The 16455-nt window shown below is 39.4% G+C and carries 18 protein-coding genes; 16 read left to right on the forward strand and 2 right to left on the reverse strand.

Translation table 11 applies throughout. The features are described from left to right. Positions 1–93: 93 nt before the first annotated feature. On the forward strand, positions 94–1722 hold the full coding sequence (gene panP / locus AC27JL_RS13415; protein ID WP_487195813.1) for a pyridoxal-dependent aspartate 1-decarboxylase PanP: 1629 nt from the start codon (positions 94–96) through the stop codon (positions 1720–1722). Between the two features lie 54 nt (positions 1723–1776). Here panP and argE read toward each other — a convergent pair whose 3' ends face one another. Next, positions 1777–2922: an acetylornithine deacetylase gene (gene argE / locus AC27JL_RS13420; protein WP_487195814.1), complete on the reverse strand. Its 1146-nt coding sequence runs from the start codon at positions 2920–2922 to the stop codon at positions 1777–1779. Positions 2923–3143: 221 nt separating this feature from the next. Between argE and argC the strand changes: the two genes are divergently transcribed. The 13 genes from argC to AC27JL_RS13485 all read left to right on the forward strand — a co-directional run bounded on the left by argC (position 3144) and on the right by AC27JL_RS13485 (position 13476). Beyond that, positions 3144–4154 (forward strand): N-acetyl-gamma-glutamyl-phosphate reductase, encoded by a 1011-nt coding sequence (argC, locus tag AC27JL_RS13425; protein ID WP_487195815.1) that lies wholly within the window; start codon positions 3144–3146, stop codon positions 4152–4154. Continuing rightward, on the forward strand, positions 4154–4921 hold the full coding sequence (argB, locus tag AC27JL_RS13430; protein ID WP_487195816.1) for an acetylglutamate kinase: 768 nt from the start codon (positions 4154–4156) through the stop codon (positions 4919–4921). The genes argC and argB overlap by 1 nt, the downstream gene beginning before the upstream one ends. Positions 4922–4928: 7 nt before the next feature. Next, entirely contained in the window at positions 4929–5861 is a 933-nt protein-coding gene (locus tag AC27JL_RS13435; protein WP_039037711.1) for an ornithine carbamoyltransferase, read from the forward strand. Continuing rightward, positions 5858–7060, forward strand: coding sequence for an argininosuccinate synthase (locus tag AC27JL_RS13440; RefSeq protein WP_008130621.1), 1203 nt, complete (start codon positions 5858–5860; stop codon positions 7058–7060). The genes AC27JL_RS13435 and AC27JL_RS13440 overlap by 4 nt, the downstream gene beginning before the upstream one ends. A 48-nt stretch (positions 7061–7108) precedes the next feature. Then, on the forward strand, positions 7109–8974 hold the full coding sequence (argH, locus tag AC27JL_RS13445) for an argininosuccinate lyase (RefSeq protein ID WP_487195817.1): 1866 nt from the start codon (positions 7109–7111) through the stop codon (positions 8972–8974). A gap of 259 nt (positions 8975–9233) precedes the next feature. After that, positions 9234–9434 (forward strand): hypothetical protein, encoded by a 201-nt coding sequence (locus AC27JL_RS13450; RefSeq protein WP_487195818.1) that lies wholly within the window; start codon positions 9234–9236, stop codon positions 9432–9434. 16 nt (positions 9435–9450) lie between these two features. Continuing rightward, positions 9451–9984 carry a hypothetical protein gene (locus AC27JL_RS13455; RefSeq protein WP_487195819.1) on the forward strand — a complete coding sequence of 178 codons (534 nt, stop codon included), beginning with the start codon at positions 9451–9453 and terminating at the stop codon, positions 9982–9984. A 346-nt stretch (positions 9985–10330) separates the two neighbouring features. Next, entirely contained in the window at positions 10331–10840 is a 510-nt protein-coding gene (locus tag AC27JL_RS13460) for a hypothetical protein (RefSeq protein ID WP_487195820.1), read from the forward strand. Further along, the gene (locus tag AC27JL_RS13465) at positions 10840–11370 is read left to right on the forward strand and encodes a hypothetical protein (RefSeq protein ID WP_487195821.1); all 531 of its coding nucleotides are present in this window, start codon (positions 10840–10842) and stop codon (positions 11368–11370) included. Before AC27JL_RS13460 ends, AC27JL_RS13465 begins: the two co-directional genes overlap by 1 nt. Next, positions 11370–11900: a hypothetical protein gene (locus tag AC27JL_RS13470; protein ID WP_487195822.1), complete on the forward strand. Its 531-nt coding sequence runs from the start codon at positions 11370–11372 to the stop codon at positions 11898–11900. Before AC27JL_RS13465 ends, AC27JL_RS13470 begins: the two co-directional genes overlap by 1 nt. Further along, positions 11900–12430: a hypothetical protein gene (locus tag AC27JL_RS13475; protein WP_487195823.1), complete on the forward strand. Its 531-nt coding sequence runs from the start codon at positions 11900–11902 to the stop codon at positions 12428–12430. Before AC27JL_RS13470 ends, AC27JL_RS13475 begins: the two co-directional genes overlap by 1 nt. A gap of 24 nt (positions 12431–12454) precedes the next feature. Then, entirely contained in the window at positions 12455–12961 is a 507-nt protein-coding gene (locus tag AC27JL_RS13480) for a hypothetical protein (RefSeq protein ID WP_487195993.1), read from the forward strand. After that, on the forward strand, positions 12961–13476 hold the full coding sequence (locus AC27JL_RS13485; RefSeq protein WP_243531432.1) for a hypothetical protein: 516 nt from the start codon (positions 12961–12963) through the stop codon (positions 13474–13476). Before AC27JL_RS13480 ends, AC27JL_RS13485 begins: the two co-directional genes overlap by 1 nt. A gap of 59 nt (positions 13477–13535) precedes the next feature. Here AC27JL_RS13485 and coaD read toward each other — a convergent pair whose 3' ends face one another. After that, on the reverse strand, positions 13536–14027 hold the full coding sequence (coaD, locus tag AC27JL_RS13490) for a pantetheine-phosphate adenylyltransferase (protein ID WP_487195824.1): 492 nt from the start codon (positions 14025–14027) through the stop codon (positions 13536–13538). 188 nt (positions 14028–14215) lie between these two features. On the opposite strand from coaD, the gene AC27JL_RS13495 reads away from it, so the two are divergent. Together AC27JL_RS13495 and thiI are read left to right on the forward strand one after the other, a co-directional pair. Further along, positions 14216–14869 carry a TetR/AcrR family transcriptional regulator gene (locus AC27JL_RS13495; protein WP_006791540.1) on the forward strand — a complete coding sequence of 218 codons (654 nt, stop codon included), beginning with the start codon at positions 14216–14218 and terminating at the stop codon, positions 14867–14869. A 98-nt stretch (positions 14870–14967) separates the two neighbouring features. Beyond that, a complete protein-coding gene (thiI, locus tag AC27JL_RS13500; RefSeq protein ID WP_008129371.1) occupies positions 14968–16425 on the forward strand; it encodes a tRNA uracil 4-sulfurtransferase ThiI in 1458 nt (485 codons plus the stop codon). The last annotated feature ends 30 nt before the right edge of the window (positions 16426–16455 follow it).

Below are 16455 nucleotides of genomic sequence, written 5' to 3' on the forward strand. Positions count from 1 at the left end.
TATTTAGAAACACTATTGCTTAACTTACCGCCATATTTGGGCGTTTTTACTAGTTAAACAGGTGTTTTAGCAACACACACACTAGGTATTAAGATGGATCAAAAGCGTTGTGCCGTCGCCTCTAAAGAAAGCCTCAAGCGTATATTTACTGTACCTGAAGCGCCTGACTCAACTTTAAGCAAAATTGAGCTTGAAATATCGAGTAATTTAGCAGGTTTTTTAAACGAAAATATAGCGGCAATCGAAAAACCATTACATGAAATTGAAAAAGACTTTCAAGCTGCGGTGATCCCAGAAAACCCCACGTTTGTATCTGCTTATGCTCAAGACATAATGGAGCAACTTGTTGCTCATTCTGTGCATACGGCTGCACCAAGTTTTATTGGTCATATGACATCAGCTTTACCGCATTTTTTACTGCCACTTTCAAAGTTGATGGTGGGACTAAATCAAAATCTAGTAAAAATTGAGACATCTAAGGCATTTACCCCCCTTGAGCGTCAGGTGTTAGGTATGATGCATCATTTAGCCTATGGCCAAAACGATGCGTTTTACTCTAAATGGATGCACAGCGCTAAAACGTCATTAGGTGCATTTTGCTCTGGCGGTACGGTTGCAAACATTACTGCGCTTTGGATTGCTCGAAATCGTTTGTTAAAAGCCGATGGTGAATTTACCGGTATTGCATCGCAAGGAATTGTGGCAGGTATGCTGCATTATGGATACAGAGGTTTAGCGGTATTAATTTCAGAACGTGGTCATTATTCATTAGGTAAATCAGTTGATTTATTAGGGATAGGGCGCGACAACTTAGTTGGTATTAAAACAACTGATGACAACAAGGTCGATGTAAATGCCATGCGAGACAAAGCCCGCGAGCTTGAGTCAAAAGGCATTAAAGTAATGGCAATTATTGGTGTTGCAGGTACAACCGAAACCGGCAATATTGATCCCCTCAACGAAATGGCTGATTTAGCGCAAGAAATTAACTGTCATTTTCATGTTGATGCGGCTTGGGGTGGGGCAACGTTATTATCTAACACTTATCGTCCTTTACTCAATGGTATTGAGCGAGCAGACTCAATAACAATTGATGCCCACAAACAAATGTATGTCCCGATGGGCGCAGGTTTAGTGTTGTTTAAAGATCCCGCTGCAACCGATGCAATAGAGCATCATGCTGAATATATATTGCGTAAGGGCTCTAAAGATTTAGGTAGCCACACACTTGAGGGTAGCCGCCCTGGTATGGCTATGTTAGTGCATGCTTGCTTACGTGTTATTGGCCGTAAAGGCTATGAAATGCTAATCGATCGAAGCATAAAAAAGGCAAGGTATTTTGCTGATTTAATCAAGGCAGACGAAGATTTTGAACTTATTTCAGAGCCTGAGCTATGTTTGCTTACTTATCGCTATGTGCCTAAGCAAATAAAACAAGCGATTGCTGAGGCTGATGAAAAAACACGGATTGATATTTTTGCTTCACTAAATCGTTTTACAGCCAGTATGCAAAAACGCCAGCGTGAATCTGGACGCTCGTTTGTATCGCGTACTCGCTTGACTCCAGCTCAATACGATAATCAACCTACGGTTGTGTTTAGGGTTGTACTGGCTAATCCGCTTACCTCGGGTGTGATTTTAAAAGAGATATTAGCTGAGCAAAAAGAGCTTGCTAAAACAGACCCAGTATTTAAAAAGTATTTAAGCAAATACATGAAATAGTAAATTTAGCATTTATAAAAAAAGACGCTGTTAAGCGTCTTTTTTATTGCTTAGCTAAAAGCAACAGGCTTTTATAATATTGCTAATGATGTGCTGTGAAGGCTTTATTTTTTCCATTGCTAAAAATTCGTCAGGCTGATGCGCCTGATTAATAGAACCTGGTCCCATAACTATGGTTTCACAACCCAGTTGCTGAATAAAAGGTGCTTCTGTGCAGTAATTAACAGCAATGGCTTTTTGGCCCGCTACCTTTTCAGCTAGTTGAACTAGCGCGCTGTCGGTTCTGCCAGTAAATGCGGGTATTGGGTCATGTAGGTCAATAACACTTACTGAATTTGGGTATTGCTCGTTTATGTCTTTTGTTGCATCTAGCAGCAGTGCTTGGAGCTCTTGTACACTCAACCCTGGCAATGGGCGCATATCAATATGCATTTCACAACACCCACATATTCTATTTGCGTTGTCACCACCATGAATATTACCAAAATTTAAAGTAGGATAAGGTATTTCAAAGTGGCTTAGTGAATACTTATTCTTTAATTGCTCTTTTAAGATCAGTAATTTTGAAGTCACTTTATGCATAACTTCAATGGCGTTAAGACCACGTTCGGGATCGGAGCTATGGCCAGAACGACCGACAACTCTTATTGCAGTACTCATATGCCCTTTGTGTGTAAATACTGGTGTCATATCAGTAGGTTCGCCAATTATACAGCGAGCAGGTTTTAAATTAGGATGCTTACAAATTTGCTGAGCACCCGCCATTGTGGTTTCTTCATCTGCAGTGGCGAGTATTAAAATTGGCTGTGTTTGTTTTTTTTCATCTATTTCGCTTATAGCTTGTAATACGAAAGCAAAAAACCCTTTCATATCAATACTGCCTAGCCCATACAGTTTGTTGTCGAGTTCTGTTAATTTAAACGGATCATGATTCCAGCGGCTGTCATCAAACGGCACTGTGTCGGTATGCCCAGCAAGCATTAAACCACCATCCCCGGCGCCTCGTTTTGCTAATAAGTTATAACGCCCTTTTTTGCCTTCCAGTTCTATTATTTCACAGGTAAAACCGAGCGTTTCACACCAGTGGGTAAGTAACTCGATAACGTTTTTATTACTCATGCATTCGCTGTCTTCAATTGCACTGATAGACGGGGCTGCAATTAATTGCTGGTACATAGAAATAAACGAAGGCAAAGACATAAAAAATTCCAAAATAACTATTCAATTTAATTGCATAACAATATAAAAGTATTTATGATGAATATCAATTCACTTTTTAAGCATAAATATATTAAGTAACACAATGAAGATAATGCGACGATAATCAAAATTCATTAACAAAAAAGACTTACTTAGCACCTAAGCTAGTGTAAGCGAACACATAAATTAGTAGTAATAGATTTTAAGATAATGAGCAAATAATGAATGTAGCGATTATTGGCGCGAGCGGATACAGCGGCGCAGAACTAGCAAGCCTTGTAGCTAAACACCCAAATTTAAAACTGTCAGGTAGCTATGTATCTGAAGGAAGCCTAGATAAACAGAAATTACTGAGTGATTTATATCCAGAGCACCTAGGTTTGCTTGATACTCCTTTACTTCCTCTTACAAAGTCAGCGTTCGACGACATTAATGCGAATGCAGATTACGTATGCCTGTGTACCGACCATAAAGTAAGCGTAGATTTAGCGCCGCAATTTTTAGCGATGGGCAAAAAGGTGTTTGACCTATCGGGTGGTTATCGCCTTGCAAGCAATGATGATTACGTTACTTATTACGGCTTTGAACATAAGCACCCTGAGTTACTAAATGAATCGGCCTATGGTTTAGCTGAATGGAATAGCAACGAAATTGCAAATGCAAATTTAGTGGCTGTTGCTGGCTGTTATCCTACCGCGGCGCTGAATGCGTTAAAGCCACTACAGCAAGCAGGTTTGTTAAGCGACGACAAAATTATTATTAATGCAGTGTCGGGTGTAACTGGCGCAGGACGTAAAGCCAGTATAGGTACTCATTTTTGTGAAGTGTCGTTAGCGCCATATGGTTTATTTAATCATCGCCACGGACCAGAAATAGAGCAACACCTTGGTCATCAGGTTTTATTTACCCCTCATTTAGGGAACTTTGCTCGCGGTATTTTAGAAACCATTTACGTGCAACTAAAACCTAATGTTACAAGTGAGCAAGTGGCTAAGGCCTACAGCGTGCTTGAAAACGAGCCTTTAATCCGCCTGTTAGGTAGTAAGATCCCGTCAATTAAGGGAGTTGCAAAGCAGCCTTATGTTGATATTGGTTGGCAGCAGCAAGGCTCTCAACTCATTGTTATGGCGGCCATTGATAATTTACTAAAAGGTGCTGCAGGGCAAGCTCTGCAGTGTATTAATTTATCAATGAATTTAGACCACACCACAGGCTTAAAAGGAGCGTTTTAATGGCTAAAAAAACGTGGGTTATTAAGCTTGGCGGCGCTGTACTTAACACTGAAAACGCAGCTCATGCGTTATTTGATGTGTTGTCTAATCAGCTAAGCCATAATTTTGTAATTGTCCATGGTGGCGGGGCATTAGTCGATACATGGTTAAAAGAAGCCGGTTTTGTTAGCGCTAAGCATCAAGGTTTACGTATTAGCCCTGCAGAACAAATGCCCCACATAGTTGGTGCACTTGCAGGTTGTGCAAACAAGCAGTTAATGGCTCAAGCTATTGCTTCTGGCCATAAACCTGTTGGGTTAAGCCTTTACGAAGCAGGCGTAACGGCATCGCAAAAGCTCAAAGCATTGTGCCTAGTAGGAAAGTGCGAAAGTAACAACGACTCTATTATTAACGATTTACTAAACGTCGGGCGCTTACCAATTGTTAGCTCTATAGGTTTTGACGAGCAAGGGCTTTGGTACAACGTTAATGCAGACGAGGCAGCGGCAGCTATCGCCAATAATTTAAATGCAGAACTTATTTTTATGACTGATGTAGAGGCCGTGCTTGACGCTAATAAGCAGCCATTACACCAATTAGATACAAAACACATTGAGACTTTAATTGCAGAGGGAGTAATTGTGGGCGGGATGGAGGTCAAAGTTAAGACCAGTCTTCACGCTGCCCTACACTTACGACGCGGTGTGTATATTTCCAGCTGGCAAAAGCCAGAAAATTTAACTGCTTTGCTAAACGGCGAGCATGTCGGAACGAAGATTACACCATAGGGTTACCATGTTAGAGAATTTTTTAACCGGTCTAGAGTTAGACCAACAAGGCGCACTTAATTTATTAAAGCTGGCGCGTGATTTAAAGGCAAAGCCAGAAAAATACAGCCAAGTACTTGCGGGCAAGTCAGTTGTTACACTATTTGAAAAGCAAAGCTTACGTACACGTTTATCGTTTGATATTGGCATTAATCGTTTAGGTGGTCATGCGGTTTATTTAGATCAGCAAAATGGCGCAATGGGCGCACGTGAATCTGTAAAAGATTTTGCACTAAATATTTCAACGTGGGCTGACGGTATTGTAGCGCGTGTAAACCAGCACAGCACGTTAACCACATTAGGTGAGTACTCTTCTGTTCCTGTGGTTAATAGCTTGTGTGACTTGTATCACCCATGCCAAGCATTGGCAGACTTTTTAACGCTTCAAGAAGTACATGGCGATGTGAGCGAGCTTAAAGTAGCTTATCTAGGCGAGGGCAATAATGTAACTCATTCACTTATGTTACTTGCTGCAACACTGGGTACTGATTTTGTGGCAGTAACGCCAAAAGGCAGTTCTCCGGATTCGCAAATTCTTAAAAAAGCAGAGCAAATAGCAGCTATGAATGGCGCATCAGTAATGGTGAGTGACCGTGTAGAAGCGGCGGTTGGCGCAAACGTTGTTTACGCCGATACATGGGTGTCTATGGGCGATGATACGCCTCTTGAGCAAGTTAAAGAAAAATATATGCCTTATCAGTTAAACCAAGCATTGCTAGATCAAACAGGGGCTACTACGGTATTACATTGCCAACCGGCACACCGTGAGTTTGAAATTACCTCTGAGGTAATGGATGGCCCAGCATCAAAAATTATTCAACAAGCAGAAAATCGCATGCATGCGCAAAATGCTCTGCTAGTTACATTACTAAATCCAAATTTTGTTAAGGAACACCTATGAGTTCAATTAAAAAAGTCGTTTTAGCCTATTCAGGTGGTCTAGATACATCGGCTATCGTGCCATGGTTAAAAGAAAATTACGGCTGTGAAGTAATCGCGTTTGTTGCCGATGTAGGCCAAGGCGCAGAAGAGCTTGAAGGCGTTGAAGAAAAAGCCATCGCATCAGGTGCATCAGAGTGTTACGTGGTTGACTTAAAAGATGAAATGGTAAGTGAATACATTTACCCAACGCTTAAAACGGGCTCTATTTACGAAGGTACTTACTTACTAGGTACCTCAATGGCGCGTCCAATCATTGCTAAAGCGCAAGTTGAAATTGCACGTAAAGTAGGTGCCGATGCGCTGTCGCATGGTTGTACGGGTAAAGGTAACGACCAGGTACGTTTTGAATCGTGCTTTGCAGCGCTTGCACCTGATTTAAAAGTCATTGCACCATGGCGTGAGTGGGACTTATCAAGCCGTGAATCACTACTCGATTACTTAGCCGAGCGCGATATACCGTGCTCTGCTTCAGCAACAAAAATTTACAGCCGTGATGCTAACGCATGGCACATTTCGCACGAAGGCGGCGAGCTTGAAGACCCATGGTGTGAGCCTAGCGATCAAGTATGGACTTGGACTAACTCTCCTGAGCAAGCACCCGATAAAGCCGAGCTAGTAACATTAAAAGTAGTTGAAGGTGAAGTGGTTGCCGTCAATGGCGAAGAGCTTAAACCTTATGATTGTTTAGTTAAATTAAACGACATTGCGTCACCGCATGGTGTTGGCCGTGTTGATATAGTAGAAAACCGTTTAGTCGGCATGAAATCTCGTGGTTGTTACGAAACCCCAGGTGGTACGGTGATCATGGCGGCCCTTCAAGCAATAGACGAGCTAGTACTTGATAAATCAAGCCGTAAGTGGAAAGAAGTATTAGGCGGCGAATTTTCGCACCTAGTGTACGACGGACGTTGGTTTACGCCGCTTAAAGACTCTATTTTAGCGGGCGCCGAGGCGTTATCTACATTAGCAACGGGTGAAGTGGTACTTAAGCTTTATAAAGGCCAAGTGACTGCGGTTCAGAAAAAATCACCTAACAGCCTATACAGCGAAGACTTTGCGACCTTTGGCGAAGATGATGTGTATGACCAATCACATGCTGAAGGCTTTATTCGTTTATTCTCGCTTTCAAGCAGAATTTCGGCGTTGTCTAAAAAGTAAATTTTACGCCCCTTGTAAAAGGGGCATTTCAGGGTTTGGAGATATTTCATGGCATTATGGGGCGGACGTTTTTCTACGGGTCCAGACGAGGCGTTTAAGCAATTTAACGACTCTCTTCCATTTGACTACCAACTAGCAGAGCAAGATATTATTGGCTCTGTTGCATGGGCTGGCGCACTTGAACAAGTTAACGTGCTATCAAACGATGAGCACAAAGAATTAGTATCGGCATTATACGAGTTACTCGAAGAGGTAAAAGCAGACCCAACGGCTGTAGCTACCTCAGGTGCTGAAGATATTCATTCGCATGTTGAAGCGGCTCTAATTGAGAAAGTGGGTGACCTAGCTAAAAAGTTACACACAGGTCGCAGTCGAAATGACCAAGTAGCCACCGACTTTAGATTATGGTGCCGTGATACTGCCGATCATATTTTAAAAGCCATTGCGCAATTAAAAGCTGAATTTGTTGCGTTGGCCGAACGCGAACTAGGTACTATTTTACCTGGTTATACCCATTTGCAACGTGCACAACCCGTACTATTTAGCCACTGGTGCATGGCGTATGTTGAAATGCTAGAACGCGACGAAAGCCGTTTGCAAGACGCTAAAGCCCGTATGAACTATTGCCCGCTAGGCAGCGGCGCATTGGCAGGCACTGCTTACCCAATTGACCGCCAAACACTTGCACAAGGCTTAGGCTTTACAGGTGCAACTAAAAACAGCCTTGATGGTGTATCTGACCGTGACTTTGTTGTTGAGCTATTAAGTTGCGCTTCAATTTCAATGATTCATTTATCACGTATGTCTGAAGATTTAATTTTTTATAACTCAGGTGAAGCGGGTTTTATTGAGCTTGCCGACAATGTTACATCTGGCTCGTCTTTAATGCCGCAAAAAAAGAACCCAGATGCACTTGAGCTTATCCGTGGTAAAACAGGTCGTGTATTTGGTGCCTTTAGCGCCATGATGATGACCCTTAAAGCACTCCCTCTTGCTTACAATAAAGATATGCAAGAAGACAAAGAAGGCATTTTTGATGCGATGCCAACATGGCTTGCGTGTATTCACATGGCACAAGCGTGTATTAAAGGGGTAAAAGTAAAAGGTGAGCGGACATTAGCTGCAGCAAAAGGCGGCCATGCAAATGCAACCGAGCTGGCTGATTACTTAGTTGCTAAGGGGGTGCCTTTTAGAGAGGGGCATCATTTTGTAGGTGTGCTGGTGCAGCTTGCAATAAGTGAAGATAAAACCCTTGAGGAGCTCTCACTTGAACAATATAAATCAGTAAATGATGTGTTTGAGGACGATGTTTATCCGGTACTTGAAATAGACGCCTGTATTAAAGCGCGTCAAGCAGTTGGCGGCACCTCCATTGAGCAAGTCACTAGCGCAATTAAAGCAGCCAAAAAAAAACAGCAGATAACGGTTCGTGATGCCAACCTAGATGACGTTGAATCAATTGCAAAACTTATTCAACACTGGGCAACGGTCGGCGAAAACTTGCCGCGTGCTAAAAGCGACATGGTGCATTCGATTAATGAATTTGCTGTAACCGAAATAGACGGCAAAGTGTCTGGCTGTGCATCGTTGTATATATACGATACTGGCCTTGCAGAAATACGCTCTTTGGGTATTGACCCGCAAAGTGCGGTAACTGGGCAAGGGCGGCAATTAGTTGACCATTTACTAATAAAAGCCAAAAAATTGGCACTTAATCGCGTAATTGTGCTTACTCGCGTGCCAGACTTTTTTGAAAAACAAGATTTTGTTTTTTGCAGTAAAGACAGCCTGCCAGAAAAAGTAATGAAAGATTGTGAATTGTGCCTTCGTAAAGAAAACTGCGACGAAGTAGCAATGGAATATATTTTAAAGCCAAGTAATAAAGCGGCGATCCCGTGTAAATTCGTGGCTTAAACTCCCTGGATACAAAAAACGTACGGTTACCCCTGTGCGTTTTTTTATGCCTGAGTTAATCTGGTCGGAGGTGTTTTGATTGTGTCAACTCCTAGTAATTTACTTAAAAATAAAATTTAAATAAAAGTTGGTATACAGCTTGCTAATAGTTACGTAGTTATAAAATAGCAACTACCACCATGAGTAGTGCATATACCTACACAATGGTGTGATTTAGTTTTATGCCAATTAAATTTAAACTTTTATAAGGATCAATTACATGCAAATTTCAGCTAATAGCCAAGTGCAAATGCAAGCATACAACAAAACACAACAATTACAGCCTGCGGCTCAACAAACTACTAGCACTAAAACCCTACAATCTGATACAGTAAGTTTCTCGCAAGAAGGTTTAAGTGCGGCAAGTGCTGACCTAAACCGTGCTGGTATTGTGAAGCCGGGCTACACCAGACCAAAGTGATAATTTAAGGCGTTAGATGTTCTTACAAGACTTATTTGGGTTATTTTCTCTCTCTGCATTTTTTATGTGGGGTTTTTTAATGGCCTTTTTTTTTAATGTGTTTATTTATACAATTGGTTTAAAAAAAGGCACCACCCTTTTATTTAGCTCTTTTGTAATGATGTGTTCATACACTTTATCAGATTATTTCCTTACATGGCTTTCTCTTAAAAACTCACTTTACTTAAATTTTGCCTTGTATGACATTGCTACAATTTTTGCACTTATTCTAGTTTACAAAATAGTAAAAAAAACCACCCCATCTTTTTTATATTTAGTATTAGGTTTAAGCATCAATACAATCTTATTTTTATTAATGCATGTTGATAGCGAAATTTATGAAAATACCCAGTATTGGTGGTTTTGGGAGGTATATATTTATACTGTGAATCTTATAGATTTTACTATGATTGTAGCTTTAATAGTTGATAGAGATATTTTAGGGCTGCATAAACTTAAAAATGCAATACGCACATTACTAAATCCAAGCACTAATTCAAAAATGCCCTAGCTTAAAATTATTTTTAAGCTGAAAAAGCGTTAAAGCATAAATTTAAGGGCGGTCACTCTATAACTAATGACTATATTTTGACACCTATACTTTATAAAGTATTAAGGCGATTGTCACTTAGCTTTAGAATGGAAAAATAAAAGCATACTCCTAAAATTTGGTAAACAACTAAATCATGAAACGCTTTAAAGCTAGCCCCAATTATCTATGCACATTAGTGTATTTGTAAAATAGGTTTTTTGTATGTCCTTTTTGTTTCGCTTAGCTTCAAGCATATACAAACCTATCCAATTAAATATGTACTTACCGACCAGAATGACCTGCTCTTATTACATTAGCGATTATTATGTTAGATGACCTGATGTTAAGTCCTGATGTAAGTTTTTATATTGGAGCATTGGTACAGTGGGGTTTTTTAATGGCCTTTTTGTACTCATTCGTTTCTAGCATTAATACACCTGACAAAAAGCGTGTTTGGTTATCTCTAGTGATGACGGTTTCATATCTATCAAGCCTTTTTATAGATATTCAAACAATTCAGTACCTCGATTTTTTTTATTTTGATATAGCTACTATTTTTGCCCTAGTGGTACTTAATTTATTTATTAAAGAGAGGCTTATATCCGCCTATTTATCAACGGGGCTCTCAGTGAATGCTATCCTATTTTTAGGAATGCATTTAGATACCGTGGTTTATAATAACTACGAACCGTGGCTTTTTACAGTACTTTACTCTTGGCTAGTCAACTTTAACGACTTTGCCATGGTTGCCGTTTTCTTCATTAAAAAAGACTTCTTGGGTTTGGTTAAATTGAAAAATGTTGTGTTGAATTTAAAAGCACCGGTGGCTAGGTAATGGATAGTTTTTTGGAAGACTTATTTTGGAGTCTCGCTGAAATTAGCGAGCTCTTAGGCATACTTATTACGTGGTTATTTGTTTTTACATTTTTATATAACCTGTCTGCGGCTATTAATAAATCAGACAACAGCCGCACTCAACTGTCATTCATTATGATGGCTTCTTATACGTTGAGTTTGTACATAGATATGTATACTCCATTACTGTATCTACAATTATTTGCCTTTGATATGGTCACTATTGCCGTTATTTTTATCTGGCGGTTGTGCTTAGGTACAGTCATCCCTGTAGGTTTTTATTATTTAATTGTGGGGCTGTGTATTAACGCATCGCTTTTTATGGCCATGCATATTGATATAATAGTAAACCTAAATTACGAATTTTGGTGGTTGTGGATGCTTTATGGCTTTTCAACACTTATTGTTGATTTCATAATGGCTCTAGTACTTATTATTAATAAAGATATTTTAGGGTTGGTTAAATTAAAAAAAACTTTACTGAATCGTAAAACACGGGTGACTATGTAATGGGTAGTTTTTTGGAGGACTTATTTTGGAGCCTCGCTGAAATTAGCGAGCTCTTGGGCATACTCATTACATGGTTATTTGTTTTTACATTTTTATATAACCTGTCTGCGGCCATTAATAAATCAGACAATAGCCGTACTCAGCTGTCATTCATTATGATGGTTTCTTATACGTTGAGTTTGTACATAAACATATACACACCATTACGGTACCTACAATTATTTGCCTTTGATGTAGTCACTATTGCCGTTATTTTTATTTGGCGGCTGTACTTAGGTAAAGTCATCCCTGTAGGCTTTTATTATTTAATAGCAGGGCTGTGTATTAATGCAGCGCTTTTTATGGCCATGCATATTGATCGAACAGTAAGCTCAAATTATGAATTTTGGTGGTTGTGGATGCTTTATGGCTTTTCAACACTTATTGTAGATTTCATAATGGCTCTAGTACTTATTATTAATAAAGATATTTTAGAGTTGGTTAAATTGAAAAATGTTGTGTTGAATCGTAAAACACCGGTGGCTAGGTAATGGGTAGTTTTTTGGAGGACTTCTTTTGGAGTCTCGCTGCAATTAGCAATCTCTTAGGTATACCTATTACATGTTTATTTGTTTTTGCATTTTTATATAATCTGTCTACGGCCATTAATAAATCAGACAATAGCCGTACTCAACTGTCATTAATTATGATGGTTTCTTATACGTTGAGTTTGTTCATTGACATGTCTACTCTATTACTGTTCCTAAAATTATTTGCCTTTGATGTGGTCACTATTGCCGTTATTTTTATTTGGCGGCTGTGCTTAGGTAAAGTGATCCCTATTGGTTTTTATTATTTAATAGTAGGGCTCTGTATTAACGCATCGCTTTTTATGGCCATGCATATCGATACTATAGTAAATCCAACACACGAATTTTGGTGGTTATGGATGCTTTATAGCTTTTCAGCACCTATTGTTGATTTCATAATGGCTCTAGTACTTATTACAAATAAAGATATTTTAGGGTTGGTTAAGTTAAAAAATACTATGCTAAATCATAAAACAAAGCCGGTGAAATAAGGAAAGTGTAGTTTGGTAGACTTTATGTGGAGCCTCGCTGCAATAAGTGAGCTCATAGGTATAATTATTACGTGGTTATTTGTTTTTACTTTTTTATATAACCTTTCTGCAGCGATTAATAAACCTGATAATAGCCGAACTCAACTGTCATTCATTATGATGGTCTCTTATACGTTGAGTTTATACATAGACGCTTATACTCCAGCGCCTTATCTTCAATTATTTGCCTTTGATGTCGTCACCATTGCCGTTATTTTTATTTGGCGGCTGTGCTTAGGTAAATTCATCCCTGTTAGCTTTTATTATTTAATAGTAGGGCTGTGTATTAATGCATCGCTTTTTATGGCCATGCATATTGATAGTATTATAAATCCAAATTGCGGGTATTGGTGGTTGTGGATGGTTTACGGTATTTCAACACTCATTGTTGATTTCATTATGGCTTTAGTACTTATTATCAATAAAGATATTTTAGGTCTGGTCAAATTTAAAAACAGTGTACTTAATCGTAAAAAACAGGTTTCTGTTTAATGGGTAGTTTTTTGGAAGATTACTTTTGGATGATGGTTTCAATAGCTGAACCTTTTGGTATTTTTATAACGTGGCTATTTGTTTTCACCTTTTTATATAACTTGTCTGCGGCTATTAATAAAACCGATAATAGCCGAACTCAACTCTCATTCATTATGATGGTTTCGTATACTTTGTGTTTATACATAGATATGTATACACCACTTAGGCATTTACAGTTATTTATTTTTGATGCGGTTACGATTGCGACTATTATTATTTGGCGTTACAGCCTAGGAAAAGTGATCCCTGTCAGCTTTTACTACTTGGTAGGGGGGTTGTCTATTAACGCCACGCTTTTTCTGGCAATGCATGTTGATTTTATAGTAAACCCATATTGCGGTTATTGGTGGTTATGGGGAGTTTACGGGTTAGTGATGCCGCTTGTTGATATAACAATGGCTGTCGTACTTGTTACTAATAAAGATTTGTTAAAACTGGTGTGGTTAACTAAAAAACTAACCACACGTGCTTAATGTATTATTAGAGGCTTAATACCCCTATATTTTTTGCTTTGGTAAAGCACTCACTAGGCTTAATTAGTATTGCAGCCTACTTTTTCTTTGAGTGCTTTTACAATAATAGGGTCTACAAATTCGCTTACATCGCCATGATGACGCGCCACTTCTTTAACTAAAGTAGATGAAATAAAAGAATTCTTTTCAGCAGGTGTTAAAAATACACTTTCAAGGTCGGGGTTTAGGCGGCGATTCATGTTTGCTAATTGAAATTCATAATCAAAGTCAGACACCGCTCTTATACCGCGAATAAGTACGTGTGCATTGTGATCGCGTGCTAAATCGGCCAGTAATCCAGAAAAACCAATGACTTTTACGTTATCTAAGTGGCTTAATATTGTGTTTGCTAGCGCCACACGTTCTTTAAGGTTAAAACATGGCTGTTTACTTGGGTTATTAGCAACAGCAACCAAAACAGTGTCAAACATTTTGGCAGCACGTTGTATTAGGTCTGTATGCCCATTAGTAAGTGGATCAAAAGTGCCGGGGTAAATTGCAGTAACGTTCATAAGGTTCACAAATTATAATTTTGTAGCAGTTTAACAGTGTTTACAGAACAAATCAGCCCAGTTGCTAGTGCAGCCATTAGCGGTAATTTTAAGCGTTGTTTAGGGCGTGTTTTAATTGTTAATTTTGTTTATACTGCCTATCCAAATTTGAGTGTAATGTAGCCAATAGACTATTTGAGTATTAGCATATGAATACCAAGGAAAAAATAATACACACCAGTATTTCGTTGTTTAATGAAAATGGTGAGCGTGCAATCACAACGAACCATATTGCATCGAGTTTAGGGATGAGTCCGGGTAATCTTTATTATCACTTTAAAAATAAAGAAGACATTATTCGCCATATTTTTGCGCTTTACCGTGATCACTTAAGTACACATTTTAAACCTATTGATAAAGACGACGATGCATTTAGTCATTTAACTGCTTATCTCGACTCGCTATTTGAACTTATGTGGCGTTTTCACTTTTTTTACGACAACCTTGGCGATATTCTTTCTAGAGATACCGACTTAAAACAAGCGTATATTGATTTTCAGCTTGAGTTATTAGAGCAAGTTCGTAACGTTATTTTGGGATTGCGCGATAAAGGCATGATCGCCATTGACGAACAAGACGTAACTGAATTAGCCCACACGCTTAAACTCACTGTTAGCTTTTGGACACCTTACATAAAAGCACGAAGACCCAGTGGTTCGCTTGCTGAGCAAGATATTTATTATGGTATTTTAAAAGTATTGGCTTTATTTAGGGCCTACAGCACAGAAAAAAGCAGCGTACAGATGAACCAACTTCGCGAAAAGTACACGGCACTTGCACAGCAAGCACCGGCAGTAGCATAACGCTTGATTTATTGGCTGTTTCCTAGACGTTAAAATTTTTGCTATAATCGCGCGCCAAATGCCTGGGAGCGCGAATTCCCGCAGTCTAAGAGTGAACTATGCTTAAATTTATCGTCAAACTACACCCCGAAATAGCTATCAAAAGCCGCTCGGTTCGTAAACGCTTTACTAAAGTGTTAGAAAATAACATTAAAATTGTATTGCGTCGTATTGACGAAAAAGTACAAGTAAGAAACAACTGGGATAACATTTCAGTTGTCACCAAATTAACTGACGCACAAACTCGGTTAGACTTTATTGATGGTTTGCAACGCATTCCAGGTATAGTGCAATTTATTGAAGTGACCGAAGTCGAATTTAGTACTTTGGACGAAATTTATCAAAAAACTTTCGAGTTAATTGGCCACACAATAGCGGGTAAAACATTTTGTGTACGTGCAAAACGTATAGGCCAACACGACTTTACCTCAACTGATTTAGAGCGATACGTTGGTGGTGGTTTAAACCAACACGTTGAAGGTGCCCGCGTAAAACTTAGCCGCCCAGAGGTGACTATTCGTCTAGAAGTAAAAGATGATAAAGCCTACATTGTAACTCAAACACATTTGGGTATGGCGGGTTTCCCTTTGCCAACTCAAGAAGATGTGCTGTCGTTAATGTCGGGTGGGTTTGACTCAGGTGTTGCTAGCTACCAAATGATACGAAAAGGCGCGCGTACGCACTTTTTGTTCTTTAATTTAGGTGGCGCTGCCCACGAAATTGGCGTTAAACAAGCGAGTTACTTTTTATGGAAAAAATACAGCTCTACTCATAAAGTAAAATTTATTACGGTCGACTTTGAACCTGTTGTTGCCGAAATTTTAGAAAACGTTGAGAACAGCCAAATGGGCGTTGTACTCAAGCGTATGATGATGCGTGCCGGTAGCGCAGTGGCCGAAAAGCTAAATATTCAAGCGCTTGTAACGGGTGAAAGTATTGGGCAGGTGTCTAGCCAAACGTTGGCTAATTTAAGTGTGATTGACCGCGTAACCGAAACGCTTATTTTACGCCCGCTAATTCAGCATGATAAGCAAGAGATTATAAACATTGCGCGCCAAATCGGTACCGCTGAAATGGCCGAAACTATGCCAGAATACTGTGGTGTTATATCTAAAAAGCCAACGGTAAAAGCAAAAATAGACGTTATTAAAGGCGAAGAAGAAAAGTTCGACTTTGATGTACTTGATACCGTTATAGATAACGCGCGTGTTATGGATGTTCGTGATATCGACGTAGAAGCTAAGCAAGAGCTTAAAGAGGCTGAGTCGGTTGCCGATTTACCGCCAGGTTCAGTTGTTGTTGATATTCGCTCGCCAGAAGAAGAAGACGCGGCGCCGCTTGAAATTGAAGGTATTGAAGTAATTCATCTACCGTTTTTCCGCTTAGCTACGAAGTTTGGCGACCTACCAAAAGATAAAGACTACTACCTATATTGTGATAGAGGTGTAATGAGCCAGTTGCAAGCGCTTATTTTACACGAGCAAGGCTTTACAACGGTAAAAGTGTATCGTCCTTAAAGGTTAAGTAAATACGTTAATAGTTTATAA

The sequence above is a fragment of the Pseudoalteromonas sp. 4NS20-0020 genome (genome assembly GCF_057554385.1).

What these genes read in the sequence shown, in the direction of transcription:
- panP (WP_487195813.1), top strand. Translation starts at nt 94, where the DNA reads ATGGATCAAAAGCGTTGTGCCGTCGCCTCTAAAGAAAGCCTCAAGCGT.
- argE (WP_487195814.1), bottom strand. Translation starts at nt 2,922, where the DNA reads ATGTCTTTGCCTTCGTTTATTTCTATGTACCAGCAATTAATTGCAGCC.
- argC (WP_487195815.1), top strand. Translation starts at nt 3,144, where the DNA reads ATGAATGTAGCGATTATTGGCGCGAGCGGATACAGCGGCGCAGAACTA.
- argB (WP_487195816.1), top strand. Translation starts at nt 4,154, where the DNA reads ATGGCTAAAAAAACGTGGGTTATTAAGCTTGGCGGCGCTGTACTTAAC.
- AC27JL_RS13435 (WP_039037711.1), top strand. Translation starts at nt 4,929, where the DNA reads ATGTTAGAGAATTTTTTAACCGGTCTAGAGTTAGACCAACAAGGCGCA.
- AC27JL_RS13440 (WP_008130621.1), top strand. Translation starts at nt 5,858, where the DNA reads ATGAGTTCAATTAAAAAAGTCGTTTTAGCCTATTCAGGTGGTCTAGAT.
- argH (WP_487195817.1), top strand. Translation starts at nt 7,109, where the DNA reads ATGGCATTATGGGGCGGACGTTTTTCTACGGGTCCAGACGAGGCGTTT.
- AC27JL_RS13450 (WP_487195818.1), top strand. Translation starts at nt 9,234, where the DNA reads ATGCAAATTTCAGCTAATAGCCAAGTGCAAATGCAAGCATACAACAAA.
- AC27JL_RS13455 (WP_487195819.1), top strand. Translation starts at nt 9,451, where the DNA reads ATGTTCTTACAAGACTTATTTGGGTTATTTTCTCTCTCTGCATTTTTT.
- AC27JL_RS13460 (WP_487195820.1), top strand. Translation starts at nt 10,331, where the DNA reads ATGTTAGATGACCTGATGTTAAGTCCTGATGTAAGTTTTTATATTGGA.
- AC27JL_RS13465 (WP_487195821.1), top strand. Translation starts at nt 10,840, where the DNA reads ATGGATAGTTTTTTGGAAGACTTATTTTGGAGTCTCGCTGAAATTAGC.
- AC27JL_RS13470 (WP_487195822.1), top strand. Translation starts at nt 11,370, where the DNA reads ATGGGTAGTTTTTTGGAGGACTTATTTTGGAGCCTCGCTGAAATTAGC.
- AC27JL_RS13475 (WP_487195823.1), top strand. Translation starts at nt 11,900, where the DNA reads ATGGGTAGTTTTTTGGAGGACTTCTTTTGGAGTCTCGCTGCAATTAGC.
- AC27JL_RS13480 (WP_487195993.1), top strand. Translation starts at nt 12,455, where the DNA reads ATGTGGAGCCTCGCTGCAATAAGTGAGCTCATAGGTATAATTATTACG.
- AC27JL_RS13485 (WP_243531432.1), top strand. Translation starts at nt 12,961, where the DNA reads ATGGGTAGTTTTTTGGAAGATTACTTTTGGATGATGGTTTCAATAGCT.
- coaD (WP_487195824.1), bottom strand. Translation starts at nt 14,027, where the DNA reads ATGAACGTTACTGCAATTTACCCCGGCACTTTTGATCCACTTACTAAT.
- AC27JL_RS13495 (WP_006791540.1), top strand. Translation starts at nt 14,216, where the DNA reads ATGAATACCAAGGAAAAAATAATACACACCAGTATTTCGTTGTTTAAT.
- thiI (WP_008129371.1), top strand. Translation starts at nt 14,968, where the DNA reads ATGCTTAAATTTATCGTCAAACTACACCCCGAAATAGCTATCAAAAGC.